We start from the raw sequence: 22,882 nt of genomic DNA, 5'->3' as shown, positions 1-22,882 counted from the left end.
GCCCGCCACGCTGAGCGGGCGGCGTCGTACCGGTTGCGTCCTTGGTGGCCGAACTCAACGGGCCCCTCCCAGATCGTGAACTGTCCGGGCGCCCGCGGCCGCGCCCCGCCGGGGCCCACCGCCGGGAACCGTCCCGGTGAACGTCCCGGTGGGCCCCTCGGGTCCACCGGAACCCGCAACGACCGTACTGCTCCGAACGGACATCGCGGACCCCCCAGTCTGGCAGCACTCGCGCCCGGTACAAGACCGGTTGCGCTCGGTTGGTACCGGCCCGGTCCGAAACGGGTGGGCAGAATCACCCTCCGGTGCCTGTTTCGACGCCCCGCCCCCACGGGGAACCAAGCGGAAAGTAGGGTGGAGCGCTGCACCGGGCCACCGACCCGCCCCAGCGCCGCCGCCACCCGCCGGCACGCACCGGGAGTCGAGGCCGCACCCCCGGGCAGCCAGGCCAGAGCAGAGGAGACGTGGCAACGTGGTCACCGCGCGCGCAGCCGCCACCTTCGAACCCGTGGGCCGGTCGGCCTCCGCCGCCCGCGCCTTCGTACGCGACGCGCTGCTGGGCTGGGGGCTGCCCGAGGTCGTCGACGACGCGGTGGTCCTGGTCAGCGAACTCGTCACCAACGCCGTCGTGCACGCCGGCACCGCCGCCGAGGTCTGCTGCCTGCGCGAGGACGGCACGGTCAGGATCGAGGTCACCGACCACCACCCCGAACGCGGCCTGCCCACCTTCGCCGACGTACCCACCACCGCCTCCGACCACTACGCCGACGCCGACGGCGAGGGCGGCCGGGGCCTGCTGATGTGCGCCGCCCTCGCCGAACGCTGGGGCGTCGAGTACGGCTCCGGCCGCAAGACCGTCTGGTTCCGGCTCGCCCTGCCCGCGCACACCGCCGGCACCCGCTACGCGCTGCCCGCCACCCCCGGCAGCGAACTGCCCCGCAGCAGCGGCCCGGTGCACGTCGCCGTCGTCCAGCTCGACGACGACGGCCGGGTGCTCGCCTGGAACCCCGACGCCGAGGCGCTGTTCCAGCACCCCGCCGACACCGTGCTCGGCCGCCCCTGGGCCGACCTCGCCGTCTGGCCCCAGCCCGCCGAGGCCGGCCTCGGCCTCGCCGCCACCCTGCGGCTCGCCCGCTGGGAGGGCGGCTACGCGCTGCGCCGCGCCGACGGCACCACCACCGACGTCTACGGCGTCCAGGTCCGCCTGCGCGACACCGACGGCACCCCGTCCACGCTCTGTCTGCTGGTCCTCGACGACGACCGCGCCGTCCTGCGCTCCCCCGCCCGCGCCCTGCCCGGCGACCGCGCCGAACCGGCACCCCGGCTCGACCTGCTGGCCGGCCTCGGCAGCGGCGAGGACCTCGACACCCTGCTGCAGCACACCGTCGAACGCGCCCGCGACCTGCTCGACGCCGACGCCGCCTACGTCCTGCTCACCACCGAGGACGAGACCGAGTTCGAGCTCCGCGCCACCACCGGACTGCCCACCGCGATCCGGCCGCACACCCGCTTCCCGGTCGACACCGGCAACCGCTACGACTCGCCCCGCCTCCCCTCCGTGCACGAGGACCTCACCGCCCGGCCCACCGGCCGGACCGTGCTCGACGGCAGCGCCCTGCGCTCCCTGCTCACCGTCCCGCTCAAGGTCGAGGGCCGCCTGATCGGCTCGCTCGGCATCGCCACCGCCGCCCCCGGCCGCTACGACAACGAGGACGCGCTGCGGCTCCAGTCCGCCGCCGACCGGCTCGCGCTCGCCGTCGAGTCCACCCGGCTCACCGAGCTCGAACGGCTGCGCCGCGGCTCGCTGTCCTTCCTGGTCGAGGCCTCCGACCTGCTGGCCGGCACCCTCGAACACGAGCAGACGCTGGCCCTGATGGCACAGATGGCCGTCCCCACCCTCGCCTCCTGGTGCGCCGTCTACACCAACGGCGACCACGGCGCCCCCGCCTCACTGGCCTTCGTCCTGCACGAGGACGAGGACCGGATCGACCCGCTGCGCGCCCTGCTCGACAAGACCACCGCCCCGGACGCCGGCCCCACCCACGGCGCCCGCTTCTGGGCCGGACCCGTCGAGACCGCCGACGGCAGCGGCTTCGCCGACGAGCCCGGCCTCGGCGGCCTCCTCGGCGAGACCGTCGTCCTGCCGCTGACCGCCCGCAACCGGGTGATCGGCCTGCTCGCACTCGGCACCCCGGCCGGCGTCCGGTTCCGCCAGGAGGTCCTGGAACTCGCCGAGGACCTCTCCCGCCGGGCCGCCCTCGCCCTGGACAACTCCCGGCTCTACTCCGAGCGCACGGCCACCAGCCAGGCCCTGCAGCGCAGCCTGCTGCCGCCGGACCTGCCCGACATCCCGGGCGTCGAGGTGGACGTCTACTACCAGGCCGCCGGCGAGGGCAACGAGGTCGGCGGCGACTTCTACGACCTCTTCCCGATCCGCGAGGGCACCTACGGCTTCGCCATCGGCGACGTCTGCGGCACCGGCCCCGAGGCCGCCTCGGTGACCGGCCTCGCCCGGCACTCGCTGCGGCTGCTCGCCCGCGAGGGCCTGGACGCCCCGCAGGTCCTCAGCCGGCTCAACACCGCGATCCTGGACGAGGGTTCGCGCAGCCGCTTCCTCACCCTGCTCTACGGCGAGCTGACCCCCCGCCCCGACGGCAGCACCGAACTCTCCATGGTCTGCGCCGGCCATCCGCTGCCCCTGCGGCTGCGCACCGACGGCCGGGTCGACCGGGCCGCCACCCCGCAGCCGCTGCTCGGCGTCATGGACGAGCTCGACCTCACCGCCGAGCACCTGGTGCTCCACCCCGGCGAGGTCCTGCTCTGCGTCACCGACGGCGTCACCGAGCGCCGCGAGGGCCTGCGGATGCTGGGCGACGACGGCCTCGCCGAGGTGCTCACCGGCTGCACCGGCCTCACCGCCGGAGCGGTCGCGCTGCGCGTCCAGCGGGCGGTCGAACGCTTCGCCCCCGAGCCGCCGTCCGACGACATGGCCATCCTCACCCTGCGGGTGCCCACCCAGCGGACCACCTGAGTCCGGCCCCGGCCCCGACCGGGCCCGTCCTGTCCTGTCGGACCGGGCTTGTCCGTCGGACTGTCGCAGCCTGAACGATCCGCGACGGGCCGTCGACACAAAATGTGCGATTCACAAGGGTACAAGCCCGCTCACCGTGGGTACACCGATCTCACCGGGGAATCCCCCCGGAGGGGACGTGACCAGCGGCTCTTTCGCTGGCCAGCTTTCTGACCGCAGCCGTCGCACGCTCCAGCCGTGCGCACCCGGCGCGGTCGTGCGCCTTCACCTCATCGAAACTCATCCCGCGTTCACTGCGCCCTTGCGCGCGCCCATGAGTGAAAGGAGCCTCCGGTGAGCAATGAAGCTACCGGGGCACTGAACGCCCGCTCCACCGGTGCCGACGCGGGTAACCTCGGTTACCTCGCACTCGGCCTGACCCTCCTCGCCTACGGCGTTCTCTCGACCGGCCTGTTCAGCGGCACAGCCGCGGCGAACTCGGCCCATCTCGCCCACATCCTCGGCGGCATCACCCTGTTCGTCGCCGGCCTCTGGCAGCTCCGCGGCGGCGAGGGATTCACCGGGACGGCCTTCACCAGCCTCGGTGCCTTCTGGGCCACCTGGTCCACGGCCTCCGGCGCCGGCAAGAACGCGGCCGGCCTGTTCCTGCTGCTCTGGGCCCTGCTCGCGCTCACCCTGACCGCGGCCAGCTGGAACGCCGGTCTGTTCAGCCGCGTGGTCTACGGCCTGCTGACGGTCTCGCTGTTCCTCTCCGCGATCGCCACCTTCAACACCTCCGGCGGCCTTGCCAAGGCGGCCGGCTGGATCGCCGCGGCCTCCGGGCTGGCGGCCTGGTACTGGGCCACCGCGTCGCTGACCAACAGCGCGTGGGGCCGTGACGCCCTGCCGGTCAAGTAACGGCGGGTGCACCGGTGGGCCAGACCCTCCCCCCACGGGGCCCGGCCCACCGGCCTGCCGTACGTCGGCTCAGCCCCGGGCACCCACCCGGTCCCGTCCGGCCTCCGGCCGGACGTCCGCCGTGTTCCGGGCCCGCCACCGCGCGAAGCCGCTCTGGGCCGCGTAGGCCAGCAGCAGGATCGCCACCGCGACCAGGCCGTCCGCCCAGAAGTGGTTGGCCGTCACCACCACGACCGTGACGGTCAGCACCGGGTGCAGCACCATCAACCACCGCAGCGGGCTCCGCGAGACCCGCACCACCGCGACCGCCACCAGCACGCACCACGCCACATGGACGGACGGCATCGCCGACAGCTGCGCGGCCTGCACCAGCCCGCCGACCCCACCGCCGTAGACCGACTGCCCGTACTCCGCCGCGACGTCGACGAACCCCTTCTCCGGCAGCATCCGGGGCGGCGCCACCGGGATGAACTGGACGGCCAGACAGACCGCCGTCGTGATCACCACCGTGGTCCGCACCCAGGCGTACCGCTCCCGGTGTCTGACGAAGACCCAGACCAGCACCGCGATCATCACGGTGAAGTGCATCGACGCGTAGTAGTAGTTCGCCAGCTTCACCAGGACCGGGTACGGCGTCACCGCGGCCTGCCAGGAGGCCTCGTCGGGCAGTCCGACCGCCAGTTCCGTCCCGTGGATCCAGCGGGCGCGGTCCAGGGCGTGTTCGGTGCTCATCAGCGAGAGGCGTCCGACCAGTTGCCAGAGCGCGAACAGCGCGAGCAGGGTGCCGGCCTCCCGCAGGACCGTCGAGACACCGCGTCGCCGCACCCGGGCCGCCACGTACGAGCCCCCGTAGAGCACGGCCGCGGTACCCCCGGCGGACTGCCAGGTAAGGGTCAGGTTCTGCAACGGTTCGTGCCTCTCCACCGAGCGCGGACGTAGTGGGGAGACGTTAACGCAAAAAGACCCCCTCCTGAACCGGAGGGGGTCTTTTTGGAATGATTGTTCGGCGGCGTCCTACTCTCCCACAGGGTCCCCCCTGCAGTACCATCGGCGCTGTGAGGCTTAGCTTCCGGGTTCGGAATGTAACCGGGCGTTTCCCTCACGCTATGACCACCGAAACACTATGAAACTGTCAACCGCACCCACGACAGGCCATGCCGTGGGGGTCGTTGTTTCAGAACAACACAGTGGACGCGAGCAACTGAGGACAAGCCCTCGGCCTATTAGTACCGGTCAACTCCACCCCTCACAGGGCTTCCATATCCGGCCTATCAACCCAGTCGTCTACTGGGAGCCTTACCCTCTCAAGGAGGTGGGAGTGCTCATCTCGAAGCAGGCTTCCCGCTTAGATGCTTTCAGCGGTTATCCCTCCCGAACGTAGCCAACCAGCCATGCCCTTGGCAGGACAACTGGCACACCAGAGGTTCGTCCGTCCCGGTCCTCTCGTACTAGGGACAGCCCTTCTCAACACTCCTACGCGCACAGCGGATAGGGACCGAACTGTCTCACGACGTTCTAAACCCAGCTCGCGTACCGCTTTAATGGGCGAACAGCCCAACCCTTGGGACCTACTCCAGCCCCAGGATGCGACGAGCCGACATCGAGGTGCCAAACCATCCCGTCGATATGGACTCTTGGGGAAGATCAGCCTGTTATCCCCGGGGTACCTTTTATCCGTTGAGCGACGGCGCTTCCACAAGCCACCGCCGGATCACTAGTCCCGACTTTCGTCCCTGCTCGACCCGTCAGTCTCACAGTCAAGCTCCCTTGTGCACTTACACTCAACACCTGATTGCCAACCAGGCTGAGGGAACCTTTGGGCGCCTCCGTTACTCTTTAGGAGGCAACCGCCCCAGTTAAACTACCCACCAGACACTGTCCCTGATCCGGATCACGGACCCAGGTTAGACATCCAGCACGACCAGAGTGGTATTTCAACGACGACTCCACCATGACTGGCGTCACGGCTTCAAAGTCTCCCACCTATCCTACACAAGCCGAACCGAACACCAATATCAAGCTATAGTAAAGGTCCCGGGGTCTTTCCGTCCTGCTGCGCGAAACGAGCATCTTTACTCGTAATGCAATTTCACCGGGCCTATGGTTGAGACAGTCGAGAAGTCGTTACGCCATTCGTGCAGGTCGGAACTTACCCGACAAGGAATTTCGCTACCTTAGGATGGTTATAGTTACCACCGCCGTTTACTGGCGCTTAAGTTCTCAGCTTCGCCCCGACGAATCAGAGCTAACCGGTCCCCTTAACGTTCCAGCACCGGGCAGGCGTCAGTCCGTATACATCGCCTTACGGCTTCGCACGGACCTGTGTTTTTAGTAAACAGTCGCTTCTCGCTGGTCTCTGCGGCCACCCCCAGCTCTGGCAGCAAGTGCCGTCACCAGGAATGGCCCCCTTCTCCCGAAGTTACGGGGGCATTTTGCCGAGTTCCTTAACCATAGTTCACCCGAACGCCTCGGTATTCTCTACCTGACCACCTGAGTCGGTTTGGGGTACGGGCCGCCATGAAACTCGCTAGAGGCTTTTCTCGACAGCATAGGATCATCCACTTCACCACAATCGGCTCGGCATCAGGTCTCAGGCTACGTGTTGTGCGGATTTGCCTACACAACGCCCTACACCCTTACCCCGGGACAACCACCGCCCGGGCTGGACTACCTTCCTGCGTCACCCCATCGCTCACCTAGTACAGACTTGGTCCAGCGGCTCCACCACGTCCCTTTGTCCGAAGACTCCGGGCCGGCTTCACGGCTTTAGCATCACCTGGTTCAGCGTTGGCGCTTCAAAGCGGGTACGGGAATATCAACCCGTTGTCCATCGACTACGCCTGTCGGCCTCGCCTTAGGTCCCGACTTACCCTGGGCAGATCAGCTTGACCCAGGAACCCTTGGTCAATCGGCGCAAGAGTTTCCCACTCTTGTATCGCTACTCATGCCTGCATTCTCACTCGTGTACCGTCCACGACTGGTTTCCACCGCCGCTTCACCCGGCACACGACGCTCCCCTACCCATCACAGCAGGCGTTGGCCCTATATGCTGCAATGACACGACTTCGGTGATGTGCTTGAGCCCCGCTACATTGTCGGCGCGGAATCACTTGACCAGTGAGCTATTACGCACTCTTTCAAGGGTGGCTGCTTCTAAGCCAACCTCCTGGTTGTCTCTGCGACTCCACATCCTTTCCCACTTAGCACACGCTTAGGGACCTTAGTCGGTGTTCTGGGCTGTTTCCCTCTCGACCATGGAGCTTATCCCCCACAGTCTCACTGCCACGCTCTCACTTACCGGCATTCGGAGTTTGGCTAAGGTCAGTAACCCGGTGAGGCCCATCGCCTATCCAGTGCTCTACCTCCGGCAAGAAACACGTGACGCTGCACCTAAATGCATTTCGGGGAGAACCAGCTATCACGGAGTTTGATTGGCCTTTCACCCCTAACCACAGGTCATCCCCCAGGTTTTCAACCCTGGTGGGTTCGGTCCTCCACGAAGTCTTACCTCCGCTTCAACCTGCCCATGGCTAGATCACTCCGCTTCGGGTCTTGGGCATGCAACTGTATCGCCCTGTTCGGACTCGCTTTCGCTACGGCTACCCCACACGGGTTAACCTCGCTACACACCGCAAACTCGCAGGCTCATTCTTCAAAAGGCACGCAGTCACGAGACACACAGCAAGCTGCATGTCCGACGCTCCCACGGCTTGTAGGCACACGGTTTCAGGTACTATTTCACTCCGCTCCCGCGGTACTTTTCACCATTCCCTCACGGTACTATCCGCTATCGGTCACCAGGGAATATTTAGGCTTAGCGGGTGGTCCCGCCAGATTCACACGGGATTTCTCGGGCCCCGTGCTACTTGGGAGTTCTTCAAACGAGCCGTACAGATTTCGCCTACGGGGGTCTTACCCTCTACGCCGGACCTTTCGCATGTCCTTCGACTACCTGTACGGTTTCTGACTCGCCGACCGGTAAGCAGACCGGTCAAGAAAAATCCCACGACCCCGTATTGGCAACCCCTGCCGGGTCTCACACCAATACGGTTTAGCCTCATCCGGTTTCGCTCGCCACTACTCCCGGAATCACGGTTGTTTTCTCTTCCTGCGGGTACTGAGATGTTTCACTTCCCCGCGTTCCCTCCACATACCCTATGTGTTCAGGTATGGGTGACAGCCCATGACGACTGCCGGGTTTCCCCATTCGGAAACCCCCGGATCAAAGCCTGGTTGACGGCTCCCCGGGGACTATCGTGGCCTCCCACGTCCTTCATCGGTTCCTGGTGCCAAGGCATCCACCGTGCGCCCTTAAAAACTTGGCCACAGATGCTCGCGTCCACTGTGCAGTTCTCAAACAACGACCAGACACCCACACTCAGCAGCCCGAAGACCACCTCGCATGAGACCGGCATCTCTGAAGCAACAGCCTCACGGCCGTTCCCTCAGGACCCAACAACGTGCCCGACACAGTCAATCCCAGAACGCGTTCCACGCCGAAGCAGTACTAGCCCCTGGTCTCTTCCTGTGCCGAATAGTCAACGTTCCACCCATGAGCAACCGTGCAGGACATTCGCCTGCAAGCGGCATATTGCTCCTTAGAAAGGAGGTGATCCAGCCGCACCTTCCGGTACGGCTACCTTGTTACGACTTCGTCCCAATCGCTGGTCCCACCTTCGACGGCTCCTCCCCTTACGGGTTAGGCCACCGGCTTCGGGTGTTACCGACTTTCGTGACGTGACGGGCGGTGTGTACAAGGCCCGGGAACGTATTCACCGCAGCATGCTGATCTGCGATTACTAGCAACTCCAACTTCATGGGGTCGAGTTGCAGACCCCAATCCGAACTGAGGCTTTTTTTGGGATTCGCTCCGCCTCGCGGCATCGCAGCCCTTTGTACCGACCATTGTAGCACGTGTGCAGCCCAAGACATAAGGGGCATGATGATTTGACGTCGTCCCCACCTTCCTCCGAGTTGACCCCGGCAGTCTCCTGTGAGTCCCCATCACCCCGAAAGGCATGCTGGCAACACAGAACAAGGGTTGCGCTCGTTGCGGGACTTAACCCAACATCTCACGACACGAGCTGACGACAACCATGCACCACCTGTATACCGACCACAAGGGGGCGACTATCTCTAGCCGTTTCCGGTATATGTCAAGCCTTGGTAAGGTTCTTCGCGTTGCGTCGAATTAAGCCACATGCTCCGCTGCTTGTGCGGGCCCCCGTCAATTCCTTTGAGTTTTAGCCTTGCGGCCGTACTCCCCAGGCGGGGAACTTAATGCGTTAGCTGCGGCACCGACGACGTGGAATGTCGCCAACACCTAGTTCCCAACGTTTACGGCGTGGACTACCAGGGTATCTAATCCTGTTCGCTCCCCACGCTTTCGCTCCTCAGCGTCAGTAATGGCCCAGAGATCCGCCTTCGCCACCGGTGTTCCTCCTGATATCTGCGCATTTCACCGCTACACCAGGAATTCCGATCTCCCCTACCACACTCTAGCCTGCCCGTATCGAATGCAGACCCGGGGTTGAGCCCCGGGCTTTCACATCCGACGCGACAGGCCGCCTACGAGCTCTTTACGCCCAATAATTCCGGACAACGCTCGCACCCTACGTATTACCGCGGCTGCTGGCACGTAGTTAGCCGGTGCTTCTTCTGCAGGTACCGTCACTTGCGCTTCTTCCCTGCTGAAAGAGGTTTACAACCCGAAGGCCGTCATCCCTCACGCGGCGTCGCTGCATCAGGCTTTCGCCCATTGTGCAATATTCCCCACTGCTGCCTCCCGTAGGAGTCTGGGCCGTGTCTCAGTCCCAGTGTGGCCGGTCGCCCTCTCAGGCCGGCTACCCGTCGTCGCCTTGGTAGGCCATTACCCCACCAACAAGCTGATAGGCCGCGGGCTCATCCTGCACCGCCGGAGCTTTACACCCGGGACCATGCGGTCCCAGGTCATATCCGGTATTAGACCCCGTTTCCAGGGCTTGTCCCAGAGTGCAGGGCAGATTGCCCACGTGTTACTCACCCGTTCGCCACTGATCCACCCCGAAGGGCTTCACCGTTCGACTTGCATGTGTTAAGCACGCCGCCAGCGTTCGTCCTGAGCCAGGATCAAACTCTCCGTGAATGATTACCCGTAATCGGGTCAGCACTCGCGTCGAGCGGCACGGCAACCACCGGAATAGGGTGATCCCGCGCACTGCGTCCTCGCTAGTGTTTTACTTCAAAAGGAATCTCCAACCCCAGGAAACCCTGAGGCCGGGGATGTCAACATATCTGGCGTTGACTTTTGGCACGCTGTTGAGTTCTCAAGGAACGGACACTTCCTTCAGGCGGCTTTCACACCGGCCCTCCGGGCGCTTCGTTCTTTCGTGTTTCAAGCTTATCAGATGTTTTCCGCTCCGTTTTCCGGAGTTTCATTCATCGTATTTGCTTGGGCCTTTCGGCGCTCCCGAACTCTATCAGAGTTTCTCGGGCCGTTTTCCCGCTCCGTTCTCGAATTTCATTTCGAGGACTTCGACTGGGGGCCGTCCCGTGGGGCAACCCGGAGAACATTACGCACCGGGTTGCCCCACGTCAAATCACACCTCGACGACGACCGGCAGGATCATCGGGCGGCGGCGGTAGTTGTCCGCGACCCACTTGCCGAGGGTCCGGCGCACCAGCTGCTGGACCTGACGGATCTCCAGAACGCCGTCGCCCGCCGAGCGGTCGAGCGCCTCCTGGAGCTTGGCCGCCACCGGGACGAACGCGGCGTCGTCGATGCCGGAACCACGGGCCTGGATGCTCGGGCCGCCGACGATCTTGCCGTTGGTGGAGTCCACCACGACGAAGCAGGAGATGAAGCCCTCCTCGCCGAGGATCCTGCGGTCCTTGAGCGAGGCCTCGGTGATGTCACCGACCGAGGAGCCGTCCACGTAGACGTAGCCGGCCTGCACCTTGCCGACGATGCGGGCGACGCCCTTCTCCAGGTCGACGCAGACGCCGTCCTCGGCGATGACGACCCGGTTGCGCGGGACTCCGGTGGCGATGCCGAGATCGGCCGCCGCCCGCAGGTGGCGCCACTCGCCGTGCACCGGCATGAGGTTGCGCGGCTTGCAGATGTTGAAGAAGTACAGCAGCTCGCCCGCCGAGGCGTGGCCCGAGACGTGCACCTTGGCGTTGCCCTTGTGGACGACCTTGGCGCCCCAGCGGGTCAGGCCGTTGATCACCCGGTAGACGGCGTTCTCGTTGCCGGGGATCAGCGAGGAGGCGAGCACGACGGTGTCGCCCTCGACGATGCGGATCTGGTGGTCGCGGTTGGCCATCCGGGACAGCGCGGCCATCGGCTCGCCCTGCGAACCGGTACAGATCAGCACGACCTCCTTGTCCGGCAGGTCGTCGAGCTGCTTGACGTCGACGACCATGTTGCCGGGCACCTTGAGGTAGCCGAGGTCGCGGGCGATGCCCATGTTGCGGACCATCGAGCGGCCGACGAAGGCGACCTTGCGCTTGTACTCGTGCGCGGCGTCCAGGACCTGCTGGATGCGGTGCACGTGGCTGGCGAAGGAGGCCACGATGATGCGCTTGTCCGCGTTGGCGAAGACGTTGCGCAGAGCCGCGGAGATGTCCCGCTCGGACGGGATGAAGCCGGGGACCTCGGCGTTGGTGGAGTCCACCAGCAGCAGGTCCATGCCCTCCTCCGCCAGCTTGGCGAAGGTCGGCAGGTCGGTCAGCCGGCCGTCGAGCGGCAGCTGGTCCATCTTGAAGTCACCGGTGGCGACGACCATGCCGGCGGGCGTGCGCACGGCGACGGCCAGCGCGTCCGGGATGGAGTGGTTGACCGCGATGAACTGGCAGTCGAAGGGGCCGATCCGCTCGCGGTCGCCCTCGGCGACCTCCAGCACGTACGGGCGGATGCGGTGCTCGGCGAGCTTGGCCTCGATGAGCGCCAGGGTGAGCTTCGACCCGATCAGCGGGATGTCCGGGTTCTCCCGGAGCAGGAACGGGACGGCGCCGATGTGGTCCTCGTGGCCGTGCGTGAGGACGATGCCGTCGATCTTGTCCAGACGGTCCCGGATGTAGGTGAAGTCCGGGAGGATCAGGTCGACGCCGGGCTGCTCGTCCTCGGGGAAGAGGACACCGCAGTCGACGATGAGGATGCGGTCGCCGTATTCGAAGACCGTCATGTTGCGGCCGATCTCACCGAGACCGCCGAGCGGGGTGATGCGCAGGGCGCCGGCCTTGAGGGCCGGCGGCGTGCCGAGTTCGGGATGCGGGTGGCTCAAAAGACTCTCCTCACGACGCACGCCATATGTCCGGGGTCCTCCCCCGTGAGACATATGGCGTGCGTTCTCCGTGTCGGTTTTCCTACCAGGTCTGTGCTCTCGCGCCTTCGGTCCGGTCCAGCGGCGGGCCCGTGAGGGTCCGGCGAGCCGGGGCGCGCACGTCTTTGTCTGTTACAGGTCTACCCCGCCGTCGGCGAGATCCTTCTTCAGTTGCGCGATCTCCTCCGGAGTCGCGCCGATCAGGGGCAGTCGCAGCGGCCCGGCCGGCAGACCCTGGAGGTCCAGCGCGGCCTTGGCGAGAATGACGCCCTGGGTGCGGAAGATACCGGTGAACACCGGCAGCAGGCGCTGGTGGACCGCCGTGGCCTTGGCCACATCACCGGCCAGGTAGGCCTCGACCATGGCCCGCAGCTCGCCGGCGACCACGTGCCCGACCACGCTCACCACACCCGCGGCCCCGACCGACAGCAGCGGCAGGTTGAGGATGTCGTCACCGGAGTACCAGGCCAGTCCGGAGCGGGCGATCGCCCAGGACGCGGCACCGAGGTCGCCCTTGGCGTCCTTGTTGGCCACGATCCGCGGGTGCTCGCCCAGCCGGACCAGCGTCTCGTGGCTCAGCGCGACGCCGCTGCGGCCCGGGATGTCGTACAGCATGACAGGTAGTCCGGTGGCGTCGGCGATCCGCACCGTGTGCCGGTACAGGCCCTCCTGCGGGGGCTTGCTGTAGTACGGCGTCACCGACAGCAGGCCGTGCGCGCCGGCGGCCTCGGCCTGCCGGGCCAGCTCGACGCTGTGGTGGGTGTCGTTGGTGCCGACGCCGGCCACCACGTGGGCCCGGTCGCCGACCGCCTCCACCACGGCGCGGACGAGCTGGGCCTTCTCGGCGTCACTGGTGGTCGGGGACTCGCCGGTGGTGCCGTTGACGACGAGGCCGTCGTTGCCGGAGTCGACGAGGTGCGCGGCGAGGCGCTGGGCGCCGTCGAGGTCGAGGCCGCCGTCGGCGGTGAACGGTGTCACCATCGCGGTCAGGACCCGGCCGAAGGGCGTCTGGGGGGTGGAGGTCGGAGCCATGTGTCCAAAACTACTCGTAGGCGGTGGGACGACACCCAGGCCGGTCCACTGTTCGGACGGCCGTGCCTGTGGAACGGTCCGGGATCGTCCCGGTACGGGCCCCCTGGAGCCGGTTCCAGCAGCGGAAACATGGGATTCCGGTGCTGCGTGCTCGGGGGTTCAAGCAGCACCGGAATCCGTGTTCACGAGCGTAGGGAGAGGTCAGAAATGCCGCAATCCAGACATGCCCGGCGCTGCCCCCGGATGCCCGTCGTCGCAGGTCAGGGCGCGACCCGACCGTGCTTCTCGAAAGCCGCACGGGTGAGCGGCATGAGCTCCGCCCACTGCTCCTCCATCCGCTCGGCGACCATCTCGATCTCGCGCTGCGGGAACGACGGGACCGCCGCGTGCTCCCGCTTGGTCCGCAGCGACAGGAAATGCATCAGCGAGCGGGCGTTGCAGGTCGCGTACATCGAGGAGAACAGCCCGACCGGCAGCACCGCGCGGGCGACCTCCCGGGCCACGCCCGCCGCCAGCATCTCCTGGTAGCGCTCGTAGGCCTCGCGGTAGGCGGACTCCATCGCGGAGCCGACGGTCCGGTGCTGCTCCGGAGTGCCGTCGACGAACTCGTACCGGCCGGGACGCCCCTGCTGGACCAGCTTGCGGTCCTCCGCCGGCACGTAGAAGACCGGCTGCAGCTCGCGGTAGCGGCCGGACTCCTCGTTGTACGAGTTGTGGACGACGATGCCGTCGGCCAGGAAGTTGTGCCAAGGCCCCTCCACCGCCAGGTCGTACGTCATCTCCTCGCCGTGCTCGACGATCCCGGTGACCAGGTCGGCCTTGGCGAGGGCGACCTTGCCACCGCGCCTGGCCAGGGCCTGTTCGCCCGCGCTCTTGGCGGTGTGGCAGTCTCCGCAGGCAGGCGCCAGGTTCTTCTCGTCCAGTGCCTTGCCCAGGTCGAGGGCGACCGGTACGACGTGGTCCAGCTCCAGCGCCTCCCGCGGGAACACGCGGGAACACAGGTAGCAGACGTCCTGCTCGTCGATGAGCCGGTTCCGCTGCATCGAGGTCCACACACCGATGCCCCGCCGAAGGCTCGGCGGGACCAGGGCCTCCGACGGACGTGCCGCGGTACCACCGGTCATCACCGAGTCGCCGACGGCCAGCTCACCCGCCTTGCGCCAGCCGTCCGGAGTGAGGATCGCGTGGTCCTTGCTGCACCGCAGCTGCTTGCCGCTCGCGGTGGTCAGCCGGAGGAGCTGCTTGACACCCGACTCCATCACGTCGACGATCCGCGCGCGCCCGGCCAGGAGTGTCCGCTCGTCGAAGCAGCGGACGTGGTTGCGCCGAACCGACTCCAGCTTCCGGGTCCGCTTGCTCGGATTCAGGGCGCGGAACTCCGCGACGGCGACCTCCGCCGCCTCGCGAGTGCCGTGCAGACCCAAGTGGTGGGTCTCGCCCTTCTGCTTGACCTGCGCCCGCCACTTCTCGGACTTCTTGTGCCAGGTCACGCCGCCCTTCCCGGCTTCGATCCGGTCCTCCACGCCGACGTGCCACTGCTGGTACAACTCGGCGATGGTCCGGCGCTTGAGCGACCCGTCCTTGCCCTGCAGCGTGATCTCGGTGTCTCCGGCAAGGCACCAGCCGCTGCGGTGGCGCTGGAACTCGCGGAAGACGAAGATCGGCGCGCTGATGAAGAAGGTCATCGAGTTGTGCTCGAACGGCGTGCCGTGGCGGTCGCGCATCAGGAAGTTGATCAGGCCGGCGGACTTCTCCGGGTCCTCCTGGAGCGCCTCCAGGGACTGCTCCCCCGCCGTCGAGACCCGGGCCGCCCAGATGACGTCCGAGTCGGCGGCGGCGCCTCGGACCAGGTCCGCGGTGATGTCGCTGCGGAACCTGGGGGCGGTGGTGTCCTCGCTCACGCGGTGCTCCTCGCGGGCTTGCCGATGGTGCTTTCGGCGCCGCCGGGAGTGGCGTCGGCACCGGTGGTGGTGGCGTCGGCACCGGTGGTGGTGCGGTGCAGCTTGATCGCGTGCTGCATGGTCCTGCGGGCGCGCGGCACGTCGCCGGCGTCGGCGTAGGCCACCGCGAGCCGGAAGAAGGCCCGCCAGTCGCCCGGGGCGGCCTCGGCCTCGGCCTTGCGGCGGGCGAACACCGCGTCGGCCGAGGCGCGGTCGATCCGCCCGCCCTCGGTGCGTTCCAGCTCGTCGACCGGCAGACCGCCCTCGGCCTCCAGCTCGCGGGCGAGCCGCTCGCTGTCCCGTCCGAAGCGGACCGTCTGGCGCAGGAACCAGATGCCGACGACCGGGATGACGAAGGCGCACAGGCCCAGGCCGATGCCCAGCGGCTTGCCGGTGGCGACCAGTTGGACGCCCTCGCCGACGCAGATCAGCGCGACCAGGGCCAGGACTCCGGAGAGGACGAAGAAGCCGGTACGGGACGTCATGCCGGGCTCACAGGTCCAGGAAGTGTTCGAGGCCCAGGGTGAGCCCGGGCGTCTCCACGACCTTGCGCACACCGAGCAGGATGCCCGGCATGAAGCTGCTGTGGTGCAGCGAGTCGTGCCGGACGGTGAGGGTCTCGCCCTCGTCGCCGAACATCACCTGCTGGTGGGCGAGCAGACCGCGCAGCCGCACCGAGTGCACCGGCACCCCGTCGACGTCGGCGCCGCGGGCGCCGGGCAGGCCGTGGGTGGTCGGGTCCTGCTGCGGCGCGAGGCCGGCCTCCGCCCGGGCGGCGGCGATCAGCTGGGCGGTGCGGGTGGCGGTGCCGCTGGGGGCGTCCGCCTTGTGGTCGTGGTGCAGCTCGACGACCTCGACCGACTCGAAGTACCGCGCCGCGGCCTGCGCGAACTTCATGCCGAGCACGGCACCGATGGAGAAGTTCGGCGCGATCAGCAGACCCAGCTCCGGCGCGGCGGCGAGCTGCCCCCGGACGGTGGCGAGGCGCTCCTCCGTCCAGCCGGTGGTGCCGGTGACCACATGGATGCCGTGCGACAGGCAGTGGTCGAGGTTGCCCATCACCGAGTCGGGGTGGGTCAGTTCGACGGCGACCTGCACGCCCGCGCCGGTCAGCTCGGCGAGGTCCGACCCCCGCCCGAGGGTGGCGACCAGCTCCAGGTCCGGGGCGGCCTCGACGGCCTTGACGGCCTCCGATCCGATCCGCCCCTTGGCGCCGATCACGGCGACACGCAGCGTCATGGTGAGAAGTCCCTTCAGACCAGCAGGTCGGCGAGCCGGGCGGCCCGCTTGTCGTTGATCGGGCCGATCAGCGCGAGCGACGGCCGGTGGGCACCCAGCACATCACGGGCCACCGCGTGCACGTCGTCCAGGGTCACCGCCGCTATCCGCGCCAGCATGTCGTCCACCGACAGGTGGTGGCCGTAGCTGAGCTCGGCCTTGCCGATCCGGTTCATCAGCGAGCCGGTGTCCTCCATGCCGAGCACGGTGGAACCGGAGATCTGGCCGATCGCCCGCCGCAGCTCCTCCTCGGTGATGCCCTCGGCGACCACCTTGGCGAGCTCCTCGCGGCAGATCCGCAGCACCTCCTCGACCCGCTTCGGCTGGCAGCCGGCGTAGATGCCGAACAGCCCGCTGTCCGCGTACGAGGAGGAGTACGAGTACACCGAGTACGCCAGGCCGCGCTTCTCCCGCACCTCCTGGAACAGCCGCGAGCTCATCCCGCCGCCGAGGGCCGCGTTGAGCACGCCCATCGCCCAGCGGCGCTCGTCGTGCCGGGGCACCCCGGGCACGCCCAGCACCAGGTGGGCCTGCTCGGTGGAGCGGTTGAGCACCTCGACCCGGCCGGCCGTGCGCAGCGCCTTCACGCCGCGGCGGGCCTCGGCGGGGACGGCCTCGGACTTGGCGAGCAGCGGTGCGAAGGCCCGCTCGACCTGCCGGACGACCTTGCGGTGGTCCAGGTTGCCGGCCGCGGCGACGACGAGGTGCTCGGGCCGGTAGCGGCGGTGGAAGAAGTTCGCGATCTGGTCGCGGGTGAGCGACCTGACGGTCTCCTGGGTGCCGAGGATCGGGCGGCCGAGCGGGCCGTTGCCGAAGATCACCTTGGCGAAGAGGTCGTGGACGACGTCACCCGGGTCGTCCTCGGCCATCGCCATCTCCTCGAGGATGACGCCGCGTTCGGCCTCGACGTCGTCCGGGCGGATCAGCGAGCCGGTGAGCATGTCGCAGACCACGTCGATGGCCAGCGGCAGGTCGGTGTCGAGCACCCGCGCGTAGTAGCAGGTGTTCTCCTTGGCGGTGAAGGCGTTCATCTCGCCGCCGACCGCGTCCAGGGCGGCCGAGATGTCCAGCGCGCTGCGCCGCTCGGTGCCCTTGAAGAGCAGGTGCTCCAGGTAGTGCGTGGCGCCGTTGAGCTGGGGGGTCTCGTCGCGAGAGCCGACCCCGACCCAGATGCCGAAGGTCGCGGAGCGCACCGTCGGCAGGGTCTCGGTGACGACGCGCAGGCCGCCGGGAAGGACGGTGCGGCGCACGATTCCGGCGCCGTCCGCGCCCTTCAGCAGGGTTCGGGTCGTGCCGGGGCGCTGCGTCGCCGCCGAGGCCAGAGCCACGGGGGTACCTCCGTAGAAAGCAATCCGTCGAAGCATGGGGGGACAACAGGGTGCGGCCCGCACGCCGCTGGGGGCGTGCGGGCCGCGGATCAGCTAGCGGCGCTTCACTCGGAAGCGGCCTCGCCGTTCTCCTCGCCCTCGACGACCGGGATCAGCGAGAGCTTGCCGCGCGGGTCGATCTCGGCGATCTCGACCTGCACCTTGGCGCCGACGCCGAGGATGTCCTCGACGTTCTCCACACGCTTGCCGCCGGCGAGCTTGCGGATCTGCGAGATGTGCAGCAGACCGTCCTTGCCCGGCATGAGCGAGACGAAGGCACCGAAGGTCGTGGTCTTGACCACGGTGCCCAGGTAGCGCTCGCCGACCTCCGGCATGGTCGGGTTGGCGATCTGGTTGATCGTGGTGCGGGCGGCCTCGGCGGCCGGACCGTCGGCGGCACCGATGTAGATGGTGCCGTCGTCCTCGATCGTGATCTCGGCGCCGGTGTCCTCCTGGATCTGGTTGATCATCTTGCCCTTGGGGCCGATGACCTCACCGATCTTGTCCACCGGGATCTTGATGGTGATGATGCGCGGCGCGTTCGGCGACATCTCGTCCGGGGAGTCGATGGCCTCGTTCATCACGTCGAGGATGTGCAGGCGGGCGTCGCGGGCCTGCTTCAGCGCGGCGGCCAGCACCGAGGCCGGGATGCCGTTGAGCTTGGTGTCCAGCTGCAGCGCGGTGATGAAGTTGCGGGTACCGGCGACCTTGAAGTCCATGTCGCCGTACGCGTCCTCGGCACCGAGGATGTCGGTGAGGGTCACGTAGTGGGTCTCACCGTCGATCTCCTGGGAGATCAGGCCCATGGCGATACCGGCGACGGCGGCCTTCAGCGGCACACCGGCGTTCAGCAGCGACATGGTGGACGCGCAGACCGAGCCCATCGAGGTGGAGCCGTTGGAGCTCAGCGCCTCGGAGACCTGGCGGATGGCGTACGGGAAGTCCTCGCGGGACGGCAGCACCGGCAGGATGGCCCGCTCGGCGAGCGCGCCGTGGCCGATCTCGCGGCGCTTCGGCGAACCGACGCGGCCGGTCTCGCCGACCGAGTACGGCGGGAAGTTGTAGTTGTGCATGTAGCGACGACGGGTCTCCGGGGAGAGCGTGTCGAGCTGCTGCTCCATGCGGAGCATGTTCAGCGTGGTGACACCCAGGATCTGGGTCTCGCCGCGCTCGAACAGGGCCGAGCCGTGCACCCGCGGGATGGCCTCGACCTCGGCGGCCAGGGTGCGGATGTCGGTGACACCGCGGCCGTCGATGCGGACCTTGTCCTTGATGACGCGCTCGCGGACGGTCTTCTTGGTCAGCGCGTTGTAGGCGGCGCTGATCTCCTTCTCGCGGCCCTCGAACTCGGGCAGCAGCTTCTCGGCGGCCAGCGCCTTGACGCGGTCCAGCTCGTTGTTGCGCTCCTGCTTGCCCGCGATGGTGAGGGCCTGCGCCAGCTCGTCCTTGACGGCGGCGGTCAGCGCGGCGAGCACGTCGTCCTGGTAGTCCAGGAAGACCGGGAACTCGCCGGTCGGCTTCGCGGCCTGGGCGGCCAGCTGGGCCTGGGCGGCGCAGAGGACCTTGATGAACGGCTTGGCGGCGTCCAGACCGGCGGCGACGATCTCCTCGGTCGGCGCCTCGGCGCCGCCCTCGACGAGCTTGATCGTCTTGTCGGTGGCCTCGGCCTCGACCATCATGATCGCGACGTCGCCGTCCGGCAGGGTGCGGCCGGCCACGACCATGTCGAAGACGGCCGACTCCAGCTCGCTGTGGGTCGGGAAGGCCACCCACTGACCGTTGATCAGCGCGACGCGGACGCCACCGATCGGGCCGGAGAACGGCAGGCCCGCCAGCTGGGTGGAGGCGGAGGCGGCGTTGATGGCCACCACGTCGTACAGGTGGTCCGGGTTGAGCGCCATCACGGTGACGACGACCTGGATCTCGTTGCGCAGGCCCTTGACGAAGGACGGGCGCAGCGGGCGGTCGATCAGGCGGCAGGTGAGGATCGCGTCCTCGGAGGGCCGGCCCTCGCGACGGAAGAACGAGCCGGGGATCCGGCCCGCGGCGTACATCCGCTCCTCGACGTCCACGGTCAGCGGGAAGAAGTCGAAGTGCTCCTTCGGCTGCTTGGACGCGCTGGTGGCCGACAGCACCATGGTGTCGTCGTCGAGGTAGGCCACGGCGGAGCCGGCGGCCTGACGGGCCAGACGGCCGGTCTCGAAGCGGATGGTACGGGTGCCGAAGGAACCGTTGTCGATCACGGCCTCGGCGTAGAACACGTTCTCTTCCACCTGGAAGATCTCCTCTTTCGTACGTGTCCGGGAGAGCGTCCCCGCGTAATCGCCTGCGTGCTGACCCTGGACGGTCCGGGCCGGTCTTCGATCGAAGCCTCCGGCGGTCCCCGCTTCGGTCTGCGGGGCCTCCGGCGGCCACTACCGAGGACCGGCGCCTCTCGGCCGGCCGGGTTCGGACGGGCGGTCCGCGTCTGGACGCTCTCTCGGATGCGGGCGGCTTCCGTTTGAAGCCTTCGTCCCGCGGGGGGTTCGGGTCCTGCTGCCCGGTGGCGCGCTTTCGGCGCCATCACCGGCATGCCCACAACCCTACGGTGCAATCCTCGGCCACCTGGGGAGGTGCGCGCGAGTTGTTATCCCCGGCCGGTGGGCGCGGGCGCCGTGGTGGGCGCCCCGGTCACCGGTCGCGGCATACGCGCGAGGGGCGGCTCCCCGGTGTGGGGAGCCGCCCCGAGCGGCGTTCTCAGCGGGCGCCGCCGGCGGCACCGCGACGGATGCCCAGGCGGTCGACGAGCGTACGGAAGCGCTCGATGTCCTTCTTGGCCAGGTACTGCAGCAGACGACGACGCTGGCCGACCAGGATCAGCAGGCCACGACGCGAGTGGTGGTCGTGCTTGTGGGTCTTGAGGTGCTCGGTCAGGTCCGAGATGCGGCGCGAGAGCATGGCGACCTGGACCTCGGGGGAGCCGGTGTCGCCCTCCTTCTGGCCGAACTCGGCGAAGATCTGCTTCTTGATGTCAGAGGCGAGAGCCACTGCAACTCCTTCGAGGTGATACCGAGCGTTCCTGGTCTACGGCACAGGACTCTGCGAGAACTCGGTGTCGTGTTGCGGGCGCGGCCTACGGGCGTCGTCCCACCCGGGGACGGACACACGGCTGCGCTCGGAGGCCAAGCGTACCAGTGCCGCCGATGCCGACGGTCGGCGGCCCCGGCGTGCGGATCAGCCGGTGGCGCCGCGGACCAGCCGGTAGACGTCGAGCACGGCCAGCACCAGCGGGACCAGCGACATCAGGGTGAGGCTGTCGACCAGGTCCAGGATGCGCCCCCAGAAGGGGGAGACGCCGAGCCGCGGCACCACCAGGGCGATCGCGGTGAGCACGGCGGCGCCGAAGGCGATCGAGGCGGTCAGCCAGACGGTGCGCAGATCGGCGTCGGTGGAGCCGAGGCCGACCCGCAGCACGAACTGCGGGGTGTGCAGGGAGAGGCCGACGATCAGGAGGGACAGGCCCAGCAGTCCTGCCGCGGTGAGCGCGAGGACCTGGGCGCTGTAGCGGAACAGCCGGGCCCGGAGCATCGCGGCCAGTCCGAGGACGAGGGCCAGCAGCTCGGGGAAGGTCCGGTCGGTGAAGCCGAGCACCGCGCAGGAGCCGACGACCACCGCGGCGCAGCCGCCGACCAGGCCGACCAGCACCTCGTGGCCGCGGCGGGCCTGGTGGGCGATCCGCTCGTACTGGACCAGCTCGGCGCGGGCGGCGTCCTCGTCGTGGTCGCGGCCCCGGGCGCGGGTCTGGCCGGGGGCGCTGTAGCCGACCGGGAGCCGGGCGAAGCGGGCGGACAGGCCGGGCAGGAAGCCGATCACGGCGACGGCGGCGACGCCGGTGACGGCGGCGATGTGGTGGGCCGGGGTGCCGGGCAGCAGGACGGCGGCGAAGGTGGCGAGCGCGCCGGCCGCGGCCAGGAAGGCGGCGGCCACGAACAGGGAGTCCATCGTGGGCAGCAGGCCGACCAGCAGGACGGCGACCACCAGGACGGCGACGCAGCCGGTCAGGAACTGGAGCCGGCCGGGGCCGTCCAGCGGGCCGCCGGTCGGCGCGAGGATGCCGCTGCCGGCGATCAGGGCGTGCGGCAGGGCGCCGAGGCCGAGCGCGAGGCCGGCCCAGGCGTCCCGGTAGACCCGGGCGCGGACGCCGGCGAGGGCGGTGAGCACCACGGCGACGACGCCGGAGAGCACGCCGGGCAGGCCGTGCATGTCGTGGCGCAGGTCGGCGAACCAGAGCGCGAAGCCGAGCAGGGTGAGCAGCACGCCGGCGCCGACGAGGCCGAAGGCGCGCATCAGTTCGGGGCTCCAGAACCGGCGGTCGGTCTCGCCGGCGGTGGCGATCGCGTCGGCGACGTCGTCGTAGACGGCGGGCGGCAGCGACTCGGCGAACGGGCGCAGGTTGAGCAGGTCGCCGTCGCGCACCTGCTGGGCGGCGAGCGAGCGGCCGCCGTCGAGCACGGTGCCGTCGCGGCGGACCAGGTGGAAGCCGGTGGGGACGCCGTCGGGCTGGGTCTGGCCGGACAGTCGCAGGACCTCGGGGTACACGTCCGCGAGCGGGACGTCCTCGGGCAGGGCGACGTCGATCCGGCTGTCCGGGGCGACGACGGTGACCCGGCAGAAGCCGGTGGTCGCGGGCGTCGTCATGCCCGCACCTCGTTCGCTCGACGCACTGGGCGCTCCCCCTTGATGAGACGGTGTTCGGTGACGGGTGCTCGGCGCCGGTGCGCGGTGCCGCCGCCCCGACGGTGCCGGCGCGGCACCGGCGGCCGGCCGGTCCGGCCCTCGCGCGGACGCCGGCCGGACGGAACCGGCCGGGCGCGGCCACGAGTTGGCGCGGCGTTACCCTACCCGCTCGGTTCGTGCCCGGCCCCGCGGAGGGCGGGCGGGGCCGCGGGGGCGGGCCCCAGTAGGATCGGCCCCTGCGCAGGGCGGCGGGGGCGGCGCGTTCCTCCCCGGATGCCTGCGGTCGGCGGAGCGGGGGCGGCGTCACACGGGGCGTCC

The 22,882-nt window shown here is 68.4% G+C and carries 12 protein-coding genes, 3 rRNA genes and 1 pseudogene; 2 read left to right on the top strand and 14 right to left on the bottom strand.

What is annotated here, in order from left to right:
* The first annotated feature begins 472 nt into the window (after positions 1–472).
* Complete coding sequence (locus tag ACW14Y_RS27360) at positions 473–3,031, top strand: SpoIIE family protein phosphatase (RefSeq protein ID WP_380304222.1); 2,559 nt, start codon at positions 473–475, stop codon at positions 3,029–3,031.
* 333 nt (positions 3,032–3,364) lie between these two features.
* Positions 3,365–3,928 carry an acetate uptake transporter gene (locus tag ACW14Y_RS27355; protein ID WP_380304224.1) on the top strand — a complete coding sequence of 188 codons (564 nt, stop codon included), beginning with the start codon at positions 3,365–3,367 and terminating at the stop codon, positions 3,926–3,928.
* A 69-nt stretch (positions 3,929–3,997) separates the two neighbouring features.
* Here the strand turns inward: ACW14Y_RS27355 and ACW14Y_RS27350 are convergent, their stop codons facing one another.
* The 14 genes and pseudogenes from ACW14Y_RS27350 to eccD all read right to left on the bottom strand — a co-directional run bounded on the left by ACW14Y_RS27350 (position 3,998) and on the right by eccD (position 22,525).
* Complete coding sequence (locus tag ACW14Y_RS27350) at positions 3,998–4,834, bottom strand: phosphatase PAP2 family protein (protein ID WP_380437195.1); 837 nt, start codon at positions 4,832–4,834, stop codon at positions 3,998–4,000.
* 95 nt (positions 4,835–4,929) lie between these two features.
* Positions 4,930–5,046 (bottom strand): 5S ribosomal RNA (gene rrf, locus ACW14Y_RS27345).
* An 85-nt stretch (positions 5,047–5,131) separates the two neighbouring features.
* A 23S ribosomal RNA gene (locus ACW14Y_RS27340) occupies positions 5,132–8,253 on the bottom strand.
* Positions 8,254–8,530: 277 nt separating this feature from the next.
* Positions 8,531–10,052, bottom strand: a 16S ribosomal RNA gene (locus ACW14Y_RS27335).
* Together the 16S, 23S and 5S rRNA genes form the textbook arrangement of a ribosomal RNA operon.
* A gap of 454 nt (positions 10,053–10,506) precedes the next feature.
* Positions 10,507–12,192: a ribonuclease J gene (locus ACW14Y_RS27330; RefSeq protein ID WP_045941327.1), complete on the bottom strand. Its 1,686-nt coding sequence runs from the start codon at positions 12,190–12,192 to the stop codon at positions 10,507–10,509.
* Positions 12,193–12,363: 171 nt separating this feature from the next.
* The gene (dapA, locus tag ACW14Y_RS27325) at positions 12,364–13,263 is read right to left on the bottom strand and encodes a 4-hydroxy-tetrahydrodipicolinate synthase (RefSeq protein ID WP_380307029.1); all 900 of its coding nucleotides are present in this window, start codon (positions 13,261–13,263) and stop codon (positions 12,364–12,366) included.
* Positions 13,264–13,523: 260 nt separating this feature from the next.
* Positions 13,524–14,753, bottom strand: a complete 1,230-nt coding sequence (gene thyX, locus ACW14Y_RS27320; protein ID WP_456988265.1) for an FAD-dependent thymidylate synthase — start codon at positions 14,751–14,753, stop codon at positions 13,524–13,526.
* A 129-nt stretch (positions 14,754–14,882) separates the two neighbouring features.
* Positions 14,883–15,164, bottom strand: a pseudogene (locus ACW14Y_RS27315) (FAD-dependent thymidylate synthase); the annotation flags it as partial.
* Positions 15,161–15,688 carry a hypothetical protein gene (locus ACW14Y_RS27310; RefSeq protein WP_456983680.1) on the bottom strand — a complete coding sequence of 176 codons (528 nt, stop codon included), beginning with the start codon at positions 15,686–15,688 and terminating at the stop codon, positions 15,161–15,163. The pseudogene ACW14Y_RS27315 and the gene ACW14Y_RS27310, both read right to left, overlap by 4 nt.
* A gap of 7 nt (positions 15,689–15,695) precedes the next feature.
* Positions 15,696–16,442 (bottom strand): 4-hydroxy-tetrahydrodipicolinate reductase, encoded by a 747-nt coding sequence (gene dapB / locus ACW14Y_RS27305; RefSeq protein ID WP_380307033.1) that lies wholly within the window; start codon positions 16,440–16,442, stop codon positions 15,696–15,698.
* A gap of 14 nt (positions 16,443–16,456) precedes the next feature.
* Positions 16,457–17,845: a M16 family metallopeptidase gene (locus tag ACW14Y_RS27300; RefSeq protein ID WP_380307035.1), complete on the bottom strand. Its 1,389-nt coding sequence runs from the start codon at positions 17,843–17,845 to the stop codon at positions 16,457–16,459.
* A 68-nt stretch (positions 17,846–17,913) separates the two neighbouring features.
* Positions 17,914–20,121: a polyribonucleotide nucleotidyltransferase gene (locus ACW14Y_RS27295; protein WP_030397712.1), complete on the bottom strand. Its 2,208-nt coding sequence runs from the start codon at positions 20,119–20,121 to the stop codon at positions 17,914–17,916.
* A 463-nt stretch (positions 20,122–20,584) separates the two neighbouring features.
* Positions 20,585–20,875 carry a 30S ribosomal protein S15 gene (gene rpsO / locus ACW14Y_RS27290; RefSeq protein ID WP_266274437.1) on the bottom strand — a complete coding sequence of 97 codons (291 nt, stop codon included), beginning with the start codon at positions 20,873–20,875 and terminating at the stop codon, positions 20,585–20,587.
* A 186-nt stretch (positions 20,876–21,061) separates the two neighbouring features.
* On the bottom strand, positions 21,062–22,525 hold the full coding sequence (eccD, locus tag ACW14Y_RS27285; protein WP_380307038.1) for a type VII secretion integral membrane protein EccD: 1,464 nt from the start codon (positions 22,523–22,525) through the stop codon (positions 21,062–21,064).
* Between the last annotated feature and the right edge of the window lie 357 nt (positions 22,526–22,882).

The sequence above is a fragment of the Kitasatospora sp. cg17-2 genome, from assembly GCF_054031055.1.
Note: the sequence above shows the minus strand (reverse complement) of the source record. Positions and strands in the feature narration are given on the sequence as shown.